The sequence below is a fragment of the Sporosarcina sp. FSL K6-1508 genome (genome assembly GCF_038007465.1).
GTDB lineage: Bacteria > Bacillota > Bacilli > Bacillales_A > Planococcaceae > Sporosarcina > Sporosarcina psychrophila_B.
Genome location: NZ_JBBOXF010000001.1, coordinates 2,435,982 through 2,452,953, shown reverse-complemented (window position 1 = coordinate 2,452,953; position 16,972 = coordinate 2,435,982). Strand labels below are relative to the sequence as shown.

Here is a 16,972-nt window from a genome sequence, read left to right as displayed (position 1 = left end):
TATTCATTTATGTCACCAATTAAACGAATTTCACCATTTTATAATTTTTCTTGCCGCGTCGGACAATCGTAAATGCATCTTCAAGACGATCTTCTGCGTTCACTTCGTAAGCAGTATCAGTCACACGCTCTCCGTTCAATGAAATAGCGCCATTCGTTACATCTTCACGAGCCTGCCGTCTTGACGGTGACACACCGGAGTCTACGATAAAGTCGACAATATTTTTATCTTCTTTTGACATTTCAAATGAAGGTACATCTTTGAATGCGTCTTTCATTTCATCCGCAGTTAGTGTTTTTAAATCTCCGCTGAATAATGCTTTGGAAATACGGATTGCCTGGTCAAGTGCTTCCTGACCGTGAATCAACCGTGTCATCTCTTCTGCAAGTGCCAGTTGCGCTTTCCGTAAATGTGGTTCTTCTTGTACAGTAATCTCAAATGCTTCAATTTCTTCTCGCTCCATGAACGTGAAGATTTTCATATATTTAACGACATCCGAATCAGCTGTATTAATCCAGAACTGGTAAAATTCATATGGAGATGTTTTTTCCGCATCGAGCCAAACTGAGCCGCCCGCACTTTTACCGAATTTCGTACCATCCGCTTTCGTGACAAGCGGAATTGTGATGCCGAATGCTTTCACTTCTTCTTCATGCGTTTTACGAATCACTTCAAGCCCTGTTGTAATATTGCCCCACTGATCTGAACCGCCGATTTGGACACGGCAGCCATAGTTGTCGAATAAATGATTGAAATCAATTCCTTGGATGAGCATATAAGAAAACTCGGTGAAAGAAATTCCACCTTCTAGTCGCGATGCAACATTGTCTTTTGCAAGCATATAGTTAACGCCTAAAAACTTACCGTAATCACGCAAAAATTCGATCACACTCATGGTACCGATCCAGTCGTTATTGTTCACCATTTGCGCACCGTTTTCAGACTTAAAGTCGAATATCCGTTCCATCTGTTTCTTAATCCCTGCAACGTTTTTCGCAATCTGTTCTGTTGTCTGAAGCTGTCTCTCCTCCGAACGGCCAGATGGATCCCCGATCATACCCGTTGCTCCGCCGACAAGTAAAATCGGACGATGTCCATGCATCTGGAAACGGCGAAGGGTCAGCAGCGGTACAATGTGTCCAATATGCATGCTGTCCGCAGTCGGGTCGACTCCGCAATACAGGGAAATTTTCTCCTTAGTAAGCAAATCCTCAAGACCCGCCTCATCCGTTTGTTGGTAGAGTAAGCCTCTCCACTTTAAGTCTTCCATCAATTTCTCTTTCATCCTAACCCCTCCTGAAATTTAAGAAATCCGTAGATACCTGAAAATAAGACAATAAAAAAGTCCTTGCACGATTTTAAAAAATCATGCAAGGACGCTAATTATTATATTAACGCGGTACCACCCGGCTTGAGAATAACTTCTCCACTCAAAACGCAATAACACTGCGCACGCGTCACACTCCAGAGCTGTAATTCATGATTGGTTTACCGGACAGCTTTCACCAGCCGCTGTCTCTCTAAAACGGTTCCACCACCACTACTTCGACTCATTCAACATGTGAAAGTATATGTATCAACAATTCTAACCGATATTAAAAAGTTGTCAAACATTATCGATTGGCTCTTCTGGAAATGTGCTATAATAGGTAAGATTTCAGGAGGTTGATTTACTTGAGCAAACAGAAAAAAAATAGAATTGATCTTATAGAAGAAAAGTTGGACACGATGACTAAAACAAAGTGGGCAAAAGGACTGCGCATCACTTCAGGCGTCACCTGGAACCTCTTTCTCCTATTCATCGTTTTGGGATTAACACTCTCAGTCTTTGCCGCTTCGGTTGGAGCAGGCTATTTCGCGTCCCTGGTAGCGAAAGAACCGCTTCGCTCGAAAGAGGAAATGCGGGATGCAATATTCACCTATGAAGAAACATCTGAACTCTACCTTTCAGGCGGTGTCTATATCGGTAAGGTTAACTCTGACATTGAAAGACGAGAAACAAAGCTCGATAGTGTATCGCCCTTTGTTATTGATGCAGTCTTTGCAACAGAAGACGAATATTTCGAACGGCACAATGGTATCGTTCCCAAGGCAATCTTCCGTGGACTCTTCCAGGATGTAACAAATTCTGATAGCCAGACTGGCGGTTCGACACTGACACAACAGCTTATTAAAAACCAAGTTTTAACCAACGAAGTATCATATGAACGAAAAGCGAAAGAAATCCTGCTTGCAATGCGGATAGAGAATTTCATGACAAAAGATGAAATTCTTGAAGCTTACTTGAACATTATTCCATACGGCCGTAATTCAAATGGCCAAAATATTGCAGGCATTGAAACAGCAGCTGGCGGTATTTTCGGAACAAAAGCGGCGAAATTGAATTTACCGCAGGCAGCATTTATAGCAGGACTTCCTCAGGCACCTTTCGCTTACACTCCTTTTAAAAGCGGCGGCGGAGTAAAAGAAAAAGAATTCTTAGAGCCGGGAATTAATCGAATGAAAACAGTTCTTTTCAGAATGAAAGAAACCGGCTATATAACCGAACAGCAATATAATGAAGCGATAGTTTATGATATTACGAAAGATTTCCGCGACCCTGTACGGCGTGCAAATGAAAGATACCCTTATTTGACACAAGAAATCCAGAATCGCACCGTCGATATACTTGCGAAAATTATAGCTGAAAAAGACGGGGTTGATCCAGAGCGTCTTGACCAAGAAGAAAAACTTTATGAAAAATATGCAATATTTGCGACCCGTTCTATGAAAAATGATGGTTACAGAATTTATTCTACTGTCAATAAGGACCTATATGACAAGATGAATGAAGTCGCAAATTCCTTTGAAAATTACGGGTTCACATATACAAGAGAAGAAAAGGACCCCGATTCCGGCGAAGTGGAATTAGTGGAAGATCCCGTTCAAGTCGGCGCAATGATGATTGAAAATAACACCGGTAAAATCCTTTCGTTCATCGGAGGTCGCGATCACGCACAGGAAGCTACCAACCACTCGACGCAAGCCTTCAGACAAAATGGTTCTTCTATGAAGCCGCTACTCGTCTACGCACCAGCCATTGAGTATGGTGTTATAGGTGCTGGAAGCCCAGTCGTCGACGTCAAATTTGATAAAAGAGAGCCTAATGGTTCCATCTGGTCCCCAAATAACTATACAAAAAATATGGAACTTGGAATTATTCCGGCAAGAGATGCACTTTCAAAATCATTAAACCTTGCCACTGTTCGTCTATACAATGACATTATCGATAGACGACCAGCCGAATTCCTTGAGAAAATGGACTTTTCCAGAGTGGATCCCACCGATTATTACAATCTCTCAGCTTCATTCGGCGGAACGAAACGTGGGGTAAGTGTTGAAGAAAATACAAATGCATTTGGGACATTTGCAAATAACGGGAAATTCATCGATGCCTATATGATCGAAAAAATTGAGGATATGGATGGCAATACTATCTATCAACATGAAGTTGAGCCTGTAGATGTTTTCAGTCCCGAAACAAGTTATATCGTCACAGATATGTTGCGCGATGTATTAAAACCAGGCGGTACAGGCTCTCAAGTTCCAAAATACCTGAATTTCTCTTCTGACTTGGCCGTGAAAACAGGAACGACTCAAAACTACGCAGACGCTTGGCTTATCGGATACAATCCGAATGTTTCCCTTGGGGTCTGGCTGGGGTATAAAGACCTCAAAAGAAGTCTCTACAGTGGCGGAAGCCAGGCAATGCACCCTACTACAAGGACAAGCATATTGTTCGCACGGATTATGAATGCGGCAAATGAAGTGACACCCGAACTAGTCGGCGCCGCTTCAAAATTCAAGCAGCCAGAAGGAGTTGTCACCAGCTCATTCTGTGGCATATCAGGTCTTGCCCCTTCTGCTGCATGTTCATCTGCCGGACTTGTGAAATCAGATTTATTCTATGCAAAAGCGATGTTACCCGTTAAACCGGATGATAGTATTACTTCATCATCCTATGTATCTGTTAAAGGAACGAGGTATCTTGCATTGCCTTCAACACCTGCCGAATTCATCACAGCGGGCGGTACAGGTGTAAATCAAGTATTCATCGAGCGAATGCTTGGACCTTTAAGAGGAGACGCATCAAAACTGTTTCCTATGAACTCTGCATTTGCTTCACAAGTTGTTTCCGGGGCTATATTCAATGCTGATGATGTCGCTCCTGCATCGGTAAATGCTACTTTGAACGGATCGACACTAACGTGGAGCCAATCAGCATCTAATGATGTGGTCGGTTACTACATCTACGAAAACGGTGCAAAAATCGGAACAATAAGAGATGGATCTTCGAACTCGTTTTCAATCGGTGCCGGCTCATATTCTGTAAGAGCTGTTGATATTACCGGTAAACTTTCAGAGGTTTCGAACGTGGTCACTATTGAAGCGACTCAACCCGACGAGGAAGTAATTGATGAAACTCCGCCACCCGAAACCACTACGCCTCCCGGAAACGGCGAGGGAAGTGAAGGAGGAACAGATGGGAATGTTCCTCCGGTCGGTGGCGAGGACAAAACCGAGGATGATTAAATAAAATCTAAGACGCCTGTAGCTTAGACACTATTCCAAGTTGAAAAACTTAAACAATCTTACCTTTAAAAAAGAGCTTGTCCGCTAGTAAAATAGCGGACAAGCTCTTTTTCACCTTCAAATTTAGTCTTCCATCGTCGATAAATCACCCGTTGGTAAATTTAGTTCCCAAGCTTTCAATACACGACGCATAATTTTCCCGCTTCGTGTTTTCGGTAATTTATCTTTGAATTCAATCTCCCGTGGAGCAGCGTGCGCCGCCAACCCTTTTTTAACAAACTGACGAATATCCTCTTTTAATTCATCTGTTGGCTCGACCCCTTCATGAAGGGCCACAAATGCTTTAATGATTTCACCGCGGACCGGATCAGGTTTACCTATAACTCCAGCTTCAACAATTGCAGGATGCTCGAGAAGTTTACTTTCCACTTCAAATGGTCCTACCCGTTCCCCGCTCGTCATAATTACATCATCGACGCGGCCTTGGAAGAAGAAATAACCGTCCTCATCGATATACGCCGAATCTCCGGAAACATACCATTCATCATTGATAAAATAAGATGCGTATTTTTCAGGATTGTTCCAGATTTGACGCATCATTGCAGGCCAACCCTTTTTAATAGCTAAATTCCCCATATGATTTGGAGGCAGAACGTTTCCTTGATCATCCACGATTGCTGCTTCAATACCCGGAACCGCCTTACCCATGGATCCCGGTTTTATAGGAAGACATCCAAAATTGCATATCGTCTGTGCGCCTGTTTCTGTCATCCACCACGTATCATGGATGCGCAATTTAAATGCTTCAGCTCCCCAACGGATCACTTCTGGATTTAGCGGTTCACCGACAGATAGAATGTGTCGTAGTGATGAAAGATCGGCATTACTTAAAGGACCTTCTCCCACTCCCATAAGCATCCGGAAAGCTGTTGGAGCGCTATACCAAACTGTTACGCCATACTCTTCGATGGCTCCATACCAACCTTCAGCAGAAAATCTTCCGCCCAGAATTAAACTGGTAGCACCAGCAAGCATCGGTCCAAAAATACCGTAAGCCGTACCAGTCACCCATCCAGGGTCTGCCGTACACCAGAATATATCCTCGTCTTTCAAATCCAGTACCCAGCGTGTCGTCTGCAGTTGCTGTACCATCGCTTCCTGAACATGCACAACTCCTTTGGGTTTTCCCGTTGAACCCGAAGTGTAATGCAACAGTGTTGGATCTTCTCTTTCCATCCATTCAACTTGGAAATACTGGGAAGCATCTTTCATATGTTTGTTGAAATCGACGATAAGCCCTTCTTCTACAACATCTTCACCTACTATAAAGATTGTCTTTAGGTGCGGCAATTTTTCGACAGGCACCCGCCCTAGAAGTTCAGGAGTCGTGATAATTGCCGTTGCCTCACTATCAGAAAGCCTGTCATAGACCGCACCTTCCATGAACGCCTCGAAAAGCGGGCCCACGATAGCACCTAATTTCAATGCACCCAAGAGAGAAAAATATAGTTCCGGTGAGCGAGGCATAAAGATGAAAATCCGATCCCCTTTTTCAAGCGGCGATTGATTGCGCAATACGTTCGCTGCTTTGTTAGACATTTTTTTTAGCTCATTATACGTATATGATTCTTTTCGATTAGCATCTTTATAATAAAGGGCAACTTTATTTTTTCGATATGAATCCGCATGGCGATCCACTGCTTCATGAGCAATATTCATGAGACCGCTTTCAAACCAACTGAATTCTTTTTCTACATCCGTCCAATTGAATTGTGCAACGGTACGATCATAATCTGCTAACTGATAATCCCCTTTAATTGCGGGCAATGTTTTCATTACCATCCATCTCATCCTTTCAAAAATCAATTATAAAACTCATTCTACCTTACTTCCAATATAGTTGTCTAATTAATTATATTTTTCCGATTGTTTTTGTTTTGTAAGAATCAACAGCCTTTTCTTTATCCTTTTTGTTGTATACTAGAAATAAGTTGATATCAAATAAAGGTGGTGACCGTATTGGAACATATAAAAACATACAATGCGATGGAAATAAAACATAAGAACGGAAATATTATTATTGAAGGACCTATTACTGCAGATCACCTCGCAAACCTGGACTTTCACGAAGATCTTGTGGCGTTCAGACCCCCTGCACAACAACATAGGGCACTCATAGAGATTGCTGAACTTCCGGAAGGTCGAATCTTAATCGTTCGTGATTCAAATGAAATTGTTGGCTATGTCACCTATCTGTATCCGGATCCCTTGGAACGATGGTCCCAGGGAAAAATAGAAAATCTTATTGAGCTTGGAGCAATTGAAGTGATTCCAAAATTCCGGGGTGGCGGTGTTGGAAAATCACTTTTAAGAGTTTCCATGATGGATGATGCTATGGAAGATTACATCATTCTAACGACTGAATATTACTGGCATTGGGATTTGAAAGGGACGAAGCTCAATGTGTGGGAGTACAGAAAGATAATGGAAAAAATGATGAATGCAGGCGGGTTGGAATATTATGCGACCGATGACCCTGAAATAAGCTCCCATCCCGCCAATTGCCTGATGGCACGGATTGGAAAAAGAATTGACCAAGACTCCATTCAACAGTTCGACAGTTTACGGTTCATGAACCGATTCATGTATTGAAAGTGAGGTCAGTTAAATGCTAATTGAAGAAATAATGATAAGTGAAGTTATAACTTTATCGCCACAAAACACAGTGAAAGATGCTCTTAAACTCATGCGGGAAAAGAAAATTCGTCACTTGCCAATCCTTTCTGCTGATGGGGCTCTCGTGGGAATCGTGACAGACCGTAACTTAAAAGAAGTTGTTCCCTCAACAATTTCCGAAATCATAGACAATAGCACTTACGATACCCTGCTCGCCGAAGTGATGACAAAAAACCCGATTACCGGACATCCTATGGATTTCGTGGAAGAGACAGCAGTCATATTCTACGATACCAAAATTGGTTGCCTCCCCATCATTTCAAACAATAAACTGGTTGGTATCATTACAGAAACAGATCTACTTTATAAATATATCGAATTGACTGGCGCACATCAGCCCGGTTCACAGATAGAAGTGCGGGTTCCAAATACACCAGGAATCCTTTTCGAAGTATCCAAAGTATTTCACGAGCAGAAATCAAATGTTTTGAGTGTTCTCGTCTATCCAGATAAAGAAAACGAAGCAAATAAAATTCTGGTCATCAGAATTAATTCTATGAATCCACTTAAAATCATTCAAGGACTAAAGGACAGTGGCTTTGAAGTCCTATGGCCAAACGTGCCGGGCATCGACTTATGAAAAAAGATGCTGTTTTCATCTTCTCGGAAGAACAACTTGGATACTCTTTTTCGGATTCTCACCCGTTCAACCAGAAAAGGATATTGTTGACCCTTGATCTTTTAAAAAAATCAGGAGCCATTCAGGATAGTGATATTATCCCTCCCCGTATGGCGACAGATGAAGAATTGCTACTTGCTCACGATAGCAAGTTTATAGATATCGTTAAAAAAGCGGGAAAAGGGGAACTGCGTGAGGACGTTGGGAGTATTTATGGTATAGGAACAGAGGATACGCCAATTTTCCCTAATATGCATGAAGCCAGTGCAATGTTAGTCGGTGGTACTTTGACTGCGGTGGATGAAGTGATGCAAGGGCGCGCTAAGTACGCATTAAATCTTGGCGGTGGGCTACATCACGGTTTCCACGGCCGCGCCTCCGGTTTTTGTGTATATAACGACAGTTCAGTTGCAATAAAATATTTACAAGAAAAATACGGGGCCCGCGTTCTTTATATCGACACGGACGCCCATCACGGAGACGGCGTACAATGGAGTTTCTATGATGACCCATCAGTCTGTACGCTATCTATTCATGAAACAGGCCGCTATCTGTTTCCCGGGACCGGAAGTATAACGGAGCGAGGCAATGGATCCGGTTACGGCACTTCTTTTAATTTTCCGATAGATGCCTTCACGGAGGATGAGTCTTTCCTCTCGATTTATAAGACAGCCCTAACAGAGGTGACTGAATTTTTCAAACCGGATGTTATCTTGACACAAAATGGGGCTGACGCGCATTATTTCGACCCATTGACACATCTATACGGAACAATGGACATTTATAAAGAGATTCCCCGTGTTGCACGTGAAATTGCTGAAGAATATTGTGAAGGACGCTGGATTGCCGTTGGAGGCGGCGGCTATGATATCTGGCGTGTTGTTCCAAGGGCATGGTCTCATATTTGGCTGGCGATGAAAAACGTCCCTGCTCCTACTGGTCCCCTTCCCGAGGACTGGCTTTCCACGTGGCAGGAACAGTCTCCAGTCCCTCTTATACCGACTTGGGAGGACCCTGTACCACTCTATGAATCCATTCCACGAAAAGAGGAAATAAACGAGAAAAATGCCCAGATGCTGAGCCGGGCCTTACATACGATCCGTAACGAAAAAATGAACAAATAAGAAAAGCGTAAGCGTCTGGGTAGAGTCGACAGGCATAAGACGGGCTGGCGAAGCGGCGGACTTTGCCCGGGAAGGATGCAGTTCAATCCTTCCTAGCTGGACCGGCTTATGACCCGAGCCTCTAGGCGCTGGAGTCTAGGCGCTGGAGTCTAGCCACTATGAAAAGCGCAAGCGCCTGGTTAGGGGCGACAGGCATAAGACGGCTGGCGAAGCGGCGGACTTTGCCCGGGAAGGATGCAGTTCAATCCTTCCTAGCTGGACCGGCTTATGACCCGAGCCTCTAGGCGCTGGAGTCTAGCCACTGCTCCAGTTTGAAATCCTTATACTTTCTTTCAAAAAAGAGCAATCTTCTTCAAACGGATGTTTTCCGACTGAAAAGATTGCTCTTTTGTTATTTCATAGAATCACGATTTTCAAGCCTAAATGGTAAAATGACCTGCTGTTCGTCAATTTCTTCTCCATTCATCAATTTCGTCAACAGACGCATTGATACTGCTCCTAAATCATAAAGCGGAACAACAATTGATGTCAATTGGGGTCTGACTACCCTTGCTAAAATAGAATGTTCAAAACAGATGAGTTCATAGTCTTCAGGAACAGACAGCCCCTCATCCCTAATCCCATTTAACAGACCGACAGCAAGCGCATCATTTCCTGTAAAAATAGCAGTTGGCCTTCCAGGTAAATCACGTATTTGTTTCCACCCTTCGTATGCTCCGTCGTAAGTATCATCCATCTGCACGATGAGCCCTTCATCAACAGGAATGCCTGCATCTTGGAGTGCTCTCTTATATCCAGCTTTTTTACTTATCCGGTTGATATCACGGGTGAATGGACCAGAAACAAAAACGATTTTTTTATGGCCATTTGATATTAATTTGTTGACCGCTACATAGGCGGCCTCTTCATAGTCAATATTCACTGTTGCAAATTGTTTTTCCACATCCAGGGTTCCCGCCAAAACAATGGGAACATTGGCTGTCGAAAGTTCCGTACGCACCTCTTCCGAAACTGAGTCGCTCATGAAAATTAGTCCATCCACTTGTTTGCCAAGATGATCCTCAATCAATTCCACTTCTCTAACTGTGCGTTCATCAGAGTTTGAAAGAATAATATTATATTCGTACATTGTTGCAACATCAGCTATCCCGCGAGAAAATTCTGAGTAGAAACTTTTGGAGATATCAGGAACAATCACTCCAATAGTTGTCGTCTTCTTACTAGCCAGCCCTCTCGCCACAGCATTCGGTCGATAGCCAAGTCGTTCAATGCAGTCGAGTACTTTTTTCCTTGTGACAGGCTTTACATTCTGATTGCCGTTAACGACACGGGAAACCGTCGCCATCGAAACGTTTGCCTCCCTGGCTACGTCGTAAATCGTTATTGCCATAGATTTTTCTCCTTCCTTATATTCCATTTCTTTATCTAATCAAAACGCCGGAACCTTGGAAGGTCCGGCGTTGGATCATGAGATCGTGTGGTGGGTGTTCATGAACTGGTTAATCGCTTCATAGAACTCATCAAACTGTTGCAGATCCATCTGTTGTGCAGAATCAGATAATGCAACGGCCGGATCTGGATGTACTTCTGCCATTACACCATCCGCTCCTACCGCTATCGCAGCTTTCGCTGTAGGCAGTAGCAAGTCTTTTCTGCCTGTAGAGTGTGTTACATCCACAAAGACCGGTAAATGTGTCTCTTGCTTCAGTATCGGAACAGCTGAAATATCTAATGTATTGCGGGTTGCCCGTTCATATGTACGGATACCTCGTTCACAAAGGATAATTTGACTATTGCCTTTTGAAATTATATATTCGGCTGCGTGAATGAATTCATCGATTGTCGCTGCAAGTCCACGTTTCAGAAGCACTGGTTTATTAATCATCCCAGCTTCCTTCAACAATTCAAAGTTCTGCATATTACGTGCACCAATTTGGACAACATCGATATAATCAAGTGCTTCTTCTAAATGTGACGGTGTAATGATTTCCGTAACAACCGAAAGCCCTGTTTCATCAGCAACGCGTTTCAGTATTTTTAAACCTTCAAGACCTAGTCCTTGGAAATCGTATGGCGATGTACGAGGTTTGTATGCGCCGCCTCTTATCATCGTTAACCCTTTTGCTTTAATAGACTGTGCAACAGCTAAAACCTGCTCATACGATTCGACTGCACACGGACCATAAATGAATGACGGTTTTCCATCACCAATTTTATGTCCATTCACATCGACAATCGTATCCTCTGCTTTTCGCTTACGTGATACAAGCAAAGCGTTGCGTTGATCGTCTTCCTGTATTTCAAGTGCGGACATGAAAATACCTTTAAAGATTTGTTCGAGAATCCCATTAGGCAACGGACCGTTATTAGATTCTTTTAAGAAGTTAAGCATTTCTCTTTCGCGGATCGGATCATACCTGTTGACACCTTGCTTTTCTTTTACTTTACCAATTTCTTGGACAACAGTTGTTCTTTCGTTAATAAGATCCAAAACTTTAACATTCAGCTCGTTTACACGGCCACGTAATTCATCTAAATCATTTTGCCTCATCAGTCCGTCTCCTCCCCGCATATATAATTCCCTTTCAGAAGAGAAGAATATATGTTACATTTTTGATAATAGACCTAAGTATAAAGAAGACTATTTGAAAAGTCACGTTATTTCTATTTATTCTTCTAAAACAAGTCATTTATCAACAGAAAGGATGAAATAACTTGGCTACTACATTATTTGCGCTCGACATTGGGACCCGTTCCGTCGTCGGAATCATCCTCATCGAAGACAATGGTATGTTTCATGTTGCCGATCTTGTTTCGATTGAACACAAAGAACGTTCAATGATTGACGGTCAAATACATAACATTTTAAGTGTTGCAAATGTCATTTTAGAGATTAAAGAAATACTTGAAGAAAAGCACGGTCCTTTGAAACAAGTCAGTGTCGCTGCTGCAGGGCGAGCTTTAAAAACCTCTGAAGGATCAATGGCAATCGACATTTCAGAAAGATCCCTCATTTCTGATGAAGATGTCAATCGCTTAGAACTCGCAGCGGTTCAACAAGCACAACAAAAACTGCTGTCATCGGATACTGTTACGAAAGATGACTATTATTATTGCGTCGGCTATTCTGTACTTCACTACAAACTCGAAGGTGATGAAATAGGCAGCTTAATCGATCAGGCTGGCCGGTCTGCCTCTGTTGACGTAATCGCGACATTTCTGCCTCGGGTTGTAGTCGAATCACTTCTTTCGGCATTAAAACGCGCCGGGCTGGAAATGGAAGCACTAACCTTAGAGCCGATTGCAGCCATCAACGTCCTAATTCCGCCATCCATGAGACGCTTAAACGTCGCGCTCGTCGATATAGGTGCAGGGACGTCGGATATCGCTATTACCGATAATAATACAGTTGTGGCCTATGGAATGGTGCCACTTGCAGGGGATGAAATTACGGAAGCACTTAGCAACCATTTTCTTCTTGACTTCCCACTCGCTGAAGTTGCAAAAAGAAGTATCACAACAGAAGACGTAATTGTCATGACTGACATTCTCGGCTTTGAACAAGACTTCGCATCCCAGGACGTGGTTGATGTTATCAAACCCGCCGTTGATCGGCTCGCAAAATCCATTTCAGACGAAATTAAGCGCTTGAACAACGGGCTTGCACCTAAAGCAGTCATGGTTGTGGGCGGTGGAAGTTTGACACCCGGTCTTACAAAAGAAATTAGTACATGCTTGGGACTTCCCGAAAACAGAGTGGGTATCCGTGGATTAGATGCTCTATCCGGTGTTACATTGGAACCCGGCATCGCTTCATCACCCGAACTCGTCACCCCTATCGGAATTGCCATCGCAGCAAGAAGAGCACCGATTCACTATATGTCCGTTTCTGTAAACGACAAGGTATTGCGGCTTTTCGAATTAAAAGAAATGACTGTTAGCGATGCACTTCTGGCAGCAAACATTAAAGCCCGTCAACTCTATGGCATGCCCGGACTCGGGATGACCGTAATAGTAAACGGTAATGACATTATGATACCGGGAGAACACGGTACGCCATCGACAATTCTATTGAACGGAGAGACAGCAAGCACTAAAGACCTCATTCAAAATGATGATACGATTAACTTGATTCCTGGGAATGATGGCAGTAATGCAACCGCAACCGTACGCGACCTTCTTGAAGAAATGGAAACGATCAGTGCAACGATTAATGGAGTTGCTGTTTCATTGGAGCCAATCATAAACATAAACGGAAATCCGGAAACGATTGATACGGCAATCCAAGACCGCGATAAAATCACAGTCGCCCATGCTCGAACAGTGGCGGCCGCATTCGAAAAAATGCAACGAAGTGATCTTATAATTGAAAATGATTTTACTGTCTCAGTCAATCAAAAAACGATTACGCTGAAAAAAAGAAACATTGAATTTTTCATATCAGGGACACCAGTACGGCCTTCACAAATTATTAAGGATGGTGACCAAATTACAATACAAAACCATTCCCTGCCTACGGTAGATGAAGTTATATCAGAGATAGGTAAAAAGGCTTTCGATACAATAACAGTTACATTTAATGAAGAACCAGTTACAATTCGTAAACCGCTGCTCACCCCTACATTAAATGGAACTAAGGTGGAGGTTTCAGCGATTGTAAAACCTGGGGATCGACTCGATTTCGTCTCGCTAACTGAAAGTCCTATAACTTTTAGCGACGTCTTCGCATTTACAGATTATAGCTTGCCCGAAAATCCCTCAAGTAATTATAGTTTGCTTAGAAACGGGACACCAATCGGATTCAACGATGCTATCTATGGCGGCGACAGGCTTGAAATCAGTTTCGCATAAAAAAGCCAAGCATCTGTCTGCCCTCGTCAGGGAAGGAATGCAGTTCATTCCCTGACGGTTGTCTAAATTCGTCATATTTACTGTATATCTTGTTTTGTGCGGACGCCCACGTGCTTGAGACTGGATTAGGCATCAATTCACCAAGCAGCAACTTATCTATTATGACAAGTTCAATAATTTTCAAGACGAAAAGATCCACCTACTCAAATTTGAATAGGTGGATCTTTTACTTATTATTTTTTTGGTTTTTCTAGTATGTCAGTCACATAGTTCTGGTTCGTTATTTTATCTTTACCTAGATTATCGCTATTATCGTAAGAGACGTTACTATTACCTGTTGTTTCATCTTTGATATTATTCTCTTTTTTACCTTCTTTATTACTAACTTTATTTTCAACTGCCTTTTTTAATGCATCTACAGTAGCCGTTACTTTTTCTTCCCCGTTTTCCAATACGTTTTCAACTTTAGTTTTAGCCACATCGACATAATCAATAGACTCTTCACCTTCAGAAGATGCTGTTCCATCATCCATCGGTACCGATGTTTTAGATGTCATCGATTTCACTTTATCGACAAGTTGCCCAGATTGTTCTTGAATCGACTTTGATAGTTCTCCGGTTTTCTCTTTTGCAACAGAAGTTAATTCATTCGCTTTTTCTTTTGCAACAGAACTGATTTCAATACTCTTATCCTTCAGCTGAGATGCTTGATTTGTAAAATCACCGCGCATTTCACTGCCTGATTTCGGTGCTAGAAAAAGTGCCGCAGCCGCTCCGATAACCCCTCCAACAAGGGCACCTACTAAGAAACTGCCTGCTCCTGAACTGTCATCTTCGTCGTAGAAAGAATCTGTATAGTTCTTATTATAATTCACAGGTAAATAAGATTGTTGACCGTACGTGTTTTCATATTCCCTGTTACTTTGGTTAAATTCATGATTATACTGAGCGTCATTAAAATTCGGTTTCACTTTGCGATCTTCATTCATATCTAATTCCTCCTATTTTTCAAAAGTATTTCTTATTATTGATAATTATTGCATGCGATCATTCGGGTTCGGCAATCTCTTTTGACCTGGTGTAGGTTTATAAGCAGTCCAACCTCTAGTACCTGTCTTCCGTTCTTTCACTTTGTCCATTACGCCAAAAACAACAGTACTCCACTGAACGACTTGCGCAATTTTGTCACTGTTCCGTTCCGCTTCAGCAGCGATGTTACTGGACACTCTTTGAACGGAAGAATTAAGTCCTGTTACAGACTCACCGACGCCCTTTACAGCATCTACTACTGAGTTCAGTTTTTCTGCCTTCTGCTGGATGTCTTCAGCAAGATTGTTTGTTTTATGAAGAAGTTCAGTCGTTTCCGTTGTTACCCCTTCAAGTTGTGTTGTTAGTCCTTCCATCGTTCCAGAAACACTTTGCAATGTGTTTTTCAATGAGAACAGAGTCATCGCTAAACTAATGCATAAAATCAAAAATGCGATTGCAGCGACAATTGCCGCTATGTACAATAAATTTTCCATGGCACTGCCTCCTTTACCTACGCTATAAGCTAAGTTTACCCTTTTCATAACAAAATAAACGTTATGCCTCTACAACATCTTCGACATTAATCTTCATTTTCCTGCATTCAACTAAAAATCATTTTCATTTCTTAGTAATTCTTTTTTTCTGCAAATGAAAAACAGCTGATCAGGGACCAAGTTGAATCGTCTTGGTCCTTGATCAAGCTGTTTTAATCCTCAGGCTGTCTCTTCTTTTTCTAGATAATTTTTGAATGCGTTCATATACTTCTGAACATCACCGGCGCCCATGAATAAGTAAACTGCCCTTCCATGCGCTTCAAGCGCTTCATTATCATTAAGATCAAGATGCTTTGCACCTGGAATTTTTTTAATCAGGTCATTAATAGTTAAATTCCCACCCTGTTCACGTGCTGAACCAAATATATCACATAAGTAGACATGATCAGCGGTTGAAAGACTTTCCGCAAACTCTTTTAAAAGAGCAGCAGTCCTCGTAAAAGTGTGTGGTTGGAATACTGCGACAATTTCCCTGTCCGGGTACTTTTGTTTTGCTGATTGCAGTGTTGCCTGAATTTCTGTCGGATGATGGGCATAGTCGTCTACAATAATACGATCATCCGTTTCCGTGACGGTAAAGCGCCTTTTCACACCAGTAAATGTGGAAAGTCTCTCTTGTATAATGGAAGCATTTACACCCTCGTAGTGACAAAGTGCAATCACGCCTAACGAATTCAGGATTGCGTGATCACCGGCCTGCGGTATCATAAAAGTATGATAAAATTCGTTACGCACGAAAACATCAAAGGATGATCCTTCCACGGTTTTGGTAACATTTTTTGCGGCAAAGTCATTCGAATCATCAAATCCGTAATAGACTACTGGTACATTAGCTTGTATCTTTTGCAAGTGGATGTCATCTCCGCAAGCAATAAGCGCCTTTTTCACACGGAGTGCCATTTCGCCAAATGCATTCATCACATCTGCTAAATCCTTAAAATAGTCTGGATGATCGAAGTCAATATTCGTCATGATTGCGTAATCCGGCTTATATGCAAGAAAATGCCGTTTATATTCACAAGCCTCGAAAACAAAATACTCGCTGTCTGCCGGACCGCTACCCGTGCCATCTCCAATTAAATAAGAAGTTGGTGAATGGCCCGATAACACATGTGCAAGCAAGCCTGTAGTCGATGTTTTGCCGTGAGATCCGGTAACTCCAACGGATACGAATTTCTCCATATATTCCCCTAGAAAGTCATGGTATCGAATAACTTCAAGCCCAAGCTCTTTTGCCCTTATAAGTTCTGGATGGCTATCGGGGAAAGCATTCCCAGCGATGATCGTCATGCCTGTTTTAATATTATTTTCATCAAATTTCAGTACAGAAATCTTTCTTTCATGAAGTGGATCTTCTGTAAAGAACCATTTCTCCACGTCCGAACCTTGTACTTCATTCTCAGAATCGTGAAGAATCTGAGCCAGCGAACTCATTCCGGCGCCCTTGATGCCAGTAAAATGGAACAACGTCATAATGCAACCTCCCG

General features: G+C 42.4%; 13 protein-coding genes. 5 read left to right on the top strand and 8 right to left on the bottom strand.

Translation table 11 applies throughout. The features are described 5' to 3' along the window. Nucleotides 1-19: 19 nt before the first annotated feature. Nucleotides 20-1,285: a tyrosine--tRNA ligase gene (tyrS, locus tag MKZ11_RS12240; RefSeq protein WP_340794704.1), complete on the bottom strand. Its 1,266-nt coding sequence runs from the start codon at nt 1,283-1,285 to the stop codon at nt 20-22. Between the two features lie 443 nt (nt 1,286-1,728). On the opposite strand from tyrS, the gene MKZ11_RS12235 reads away from it, so the two are divergent. Then, entirely contained in the window at nt 1,729-4,572 is a 2,844-nt protein-coding gene (locus MKZ11_RS12235) for a transglycosylase domain-containing protein (RefSeq protein WP_340796996.1), read from the top strand. Nucleotides 4,573-4,695: 123 nt separating this feature from the next. Here MKZ11_RS12235 and acsA read toward each other — a convergent pair whose 3' ends face one another. Further along, nucleotides 4,696-6,414, bottom strand: coding sequence for an acetate--CoA ligase (gene acsA / locus MKZ11_RS12230; protein WP_340794703.1), 1,719 nt, complete (start codon nt 6,412-6,414; stop codon nt 4,696-4,698). 177 nt (nt 6,415-6,591) lie between these two features. Here acsA and MKZ11_RS12225 point away from each other — a divergent pair, with 177 nt between their 5' ends. From MKZ11_RS12225 to MKZ11_RS12215, 3 genes are read left to right on the top strand one after another with little or no spacing between them, the layout of a single operon-like run. Continuing rightward, nucleotides 6,592-7,224, top strand: coding sequence for a GNAT family N-acetyltransferase (locus MKZ11_RS12225; protein ID WP_340794702.1), 633 nt, complete (start codon nt 6,592-6,594; stop codon nt 7,222-7,224). A 16-nt stretch (nt 7,225-7,240) separates the two neighbouring features. Further along, complete coding sequence (locus MKZ11_RS12220) at nt 7,241-7,888, top strand: acetoin utilization AcuB family protein (RefSeq protein ID WP_340794701.1); 648 nt, start codon at nt 7,241-7,243, stop codon at nt 7,886-7,888. Then, on the top strand, nt 7,858-9,051 hold the full coding sequence (locus tag MKZ11_RS12215; RefSeq protein WP_445326994.1) for an acetoin utilization protein AcuC: 1,194 nt from the start codon (nt 7,858-7,860) through the stop codon (nt 9,049-9,051). Before MKZ11_RS12220 ends, MKZ11_RS12215 begins: the two co-directional genes overlap by 31 nt. 391 nt (nt 9,052-9,442) lie before the next feature. Here MKZ11_RS12215 and ccpA read toward each other — a convergent pair whose 3' ends face one another. Further along, entirely contained in the window at nt 9,443-10,441 is a 999-nt protein-coding gene (ccpA, locus tag MKZ11_RS12210) for a catabolite control protein A (protein WP_340794700.1), read from the bottom strand. Nucleotides 10,442-10,516: 75 nt separating this feature from the next. Next, entirely contained in the window at nt 10,517-11,602 is a 1,086-nt protein-coding gene (locus MKZ11_RS12205) for a bifunctional 3-deoxy-7-phosphoheptulonate synthase/chorismate mutase (protein ID WP_340794699.1), read from the bottom strand. A 164-nt stretch (nt 11,603-11,766) separates the two neighbouring features. On the opposite strand from MKZ11_RS12205, the gene MKZ11_RS12200 reads away from it, so the two are divergent. Further along, on the top strand, nt 11,767-13,902 hold the full coding sequence (locus MKZ11_RS12200; protein ID WP_340794698.1) for a cell division protein FtsA: 2,136 nt from the start codon (nt 11,767-11,769) through the stop codon (nt 13,900-13,902). Here the strand turns inward: MKZ11_RS12200 and MKZ11_RS12195 are convergent. The 4 genes from MKZ11_RS12195 to murC all read right to left on the bottom strand — a co-directional run bounded on the left by MKZ11_RS12195 (nt 13,889) and on the right by murC (nt 16,958). Beyond that, complete coding sequence (locus MKZ11_RS12195; RefSeq protein WP_340794697.1) at nt 13,889-14,086, bottom strand: hypothetical protein; 198 nt, start codon at nt 14,084-14,086, stop codon at nt 13,889-13,891. The genes MKZ11_RS12200 and MKZ11_RS12195 overlap by 14 nt on opposite strands. A gap of 49 nt (nt 14,087-14,135) precedes the next feature. After that, complete coding sequence (locus MKZ11_RS12190) at nt 14,136-14,891, bottom strand: YtxH domain-containing protein (RefSeq protein ID WP_340794696.1); 756 nt, start codon at nt 14,889-14,891, stop codon at nt 14,136-14,138. Between the two features lie 45 nt (nt 14,892-14,936). Further along, nucleotides 14,937-15,425, bottom strand: coding sequence for a DUF948 domain-containing protein (locus tag MKZ11_RS12185; protein ID WP_340794695.1), 489 nt, complete (start codon nt 15,423-15,425; stop codon nt 14,937-14,939). A 219-nt stretch (nt 15,426-15,644) separates the two neighbouring features. Further along, nucleotides 15,645-16,958, bottom strand: a complete 1,314-nt coding sequence (gene murC, locus MKZ11_RS12180; protein WP_340794694.1) for a UDP-N-acetylmuramate--L-alanine ligase — start codon at nt 16,956-16,958, stop codon at nt 15,645-15,647. Nucleotides 16,959-16,972 lie beyond the last annotated feature (14 nt).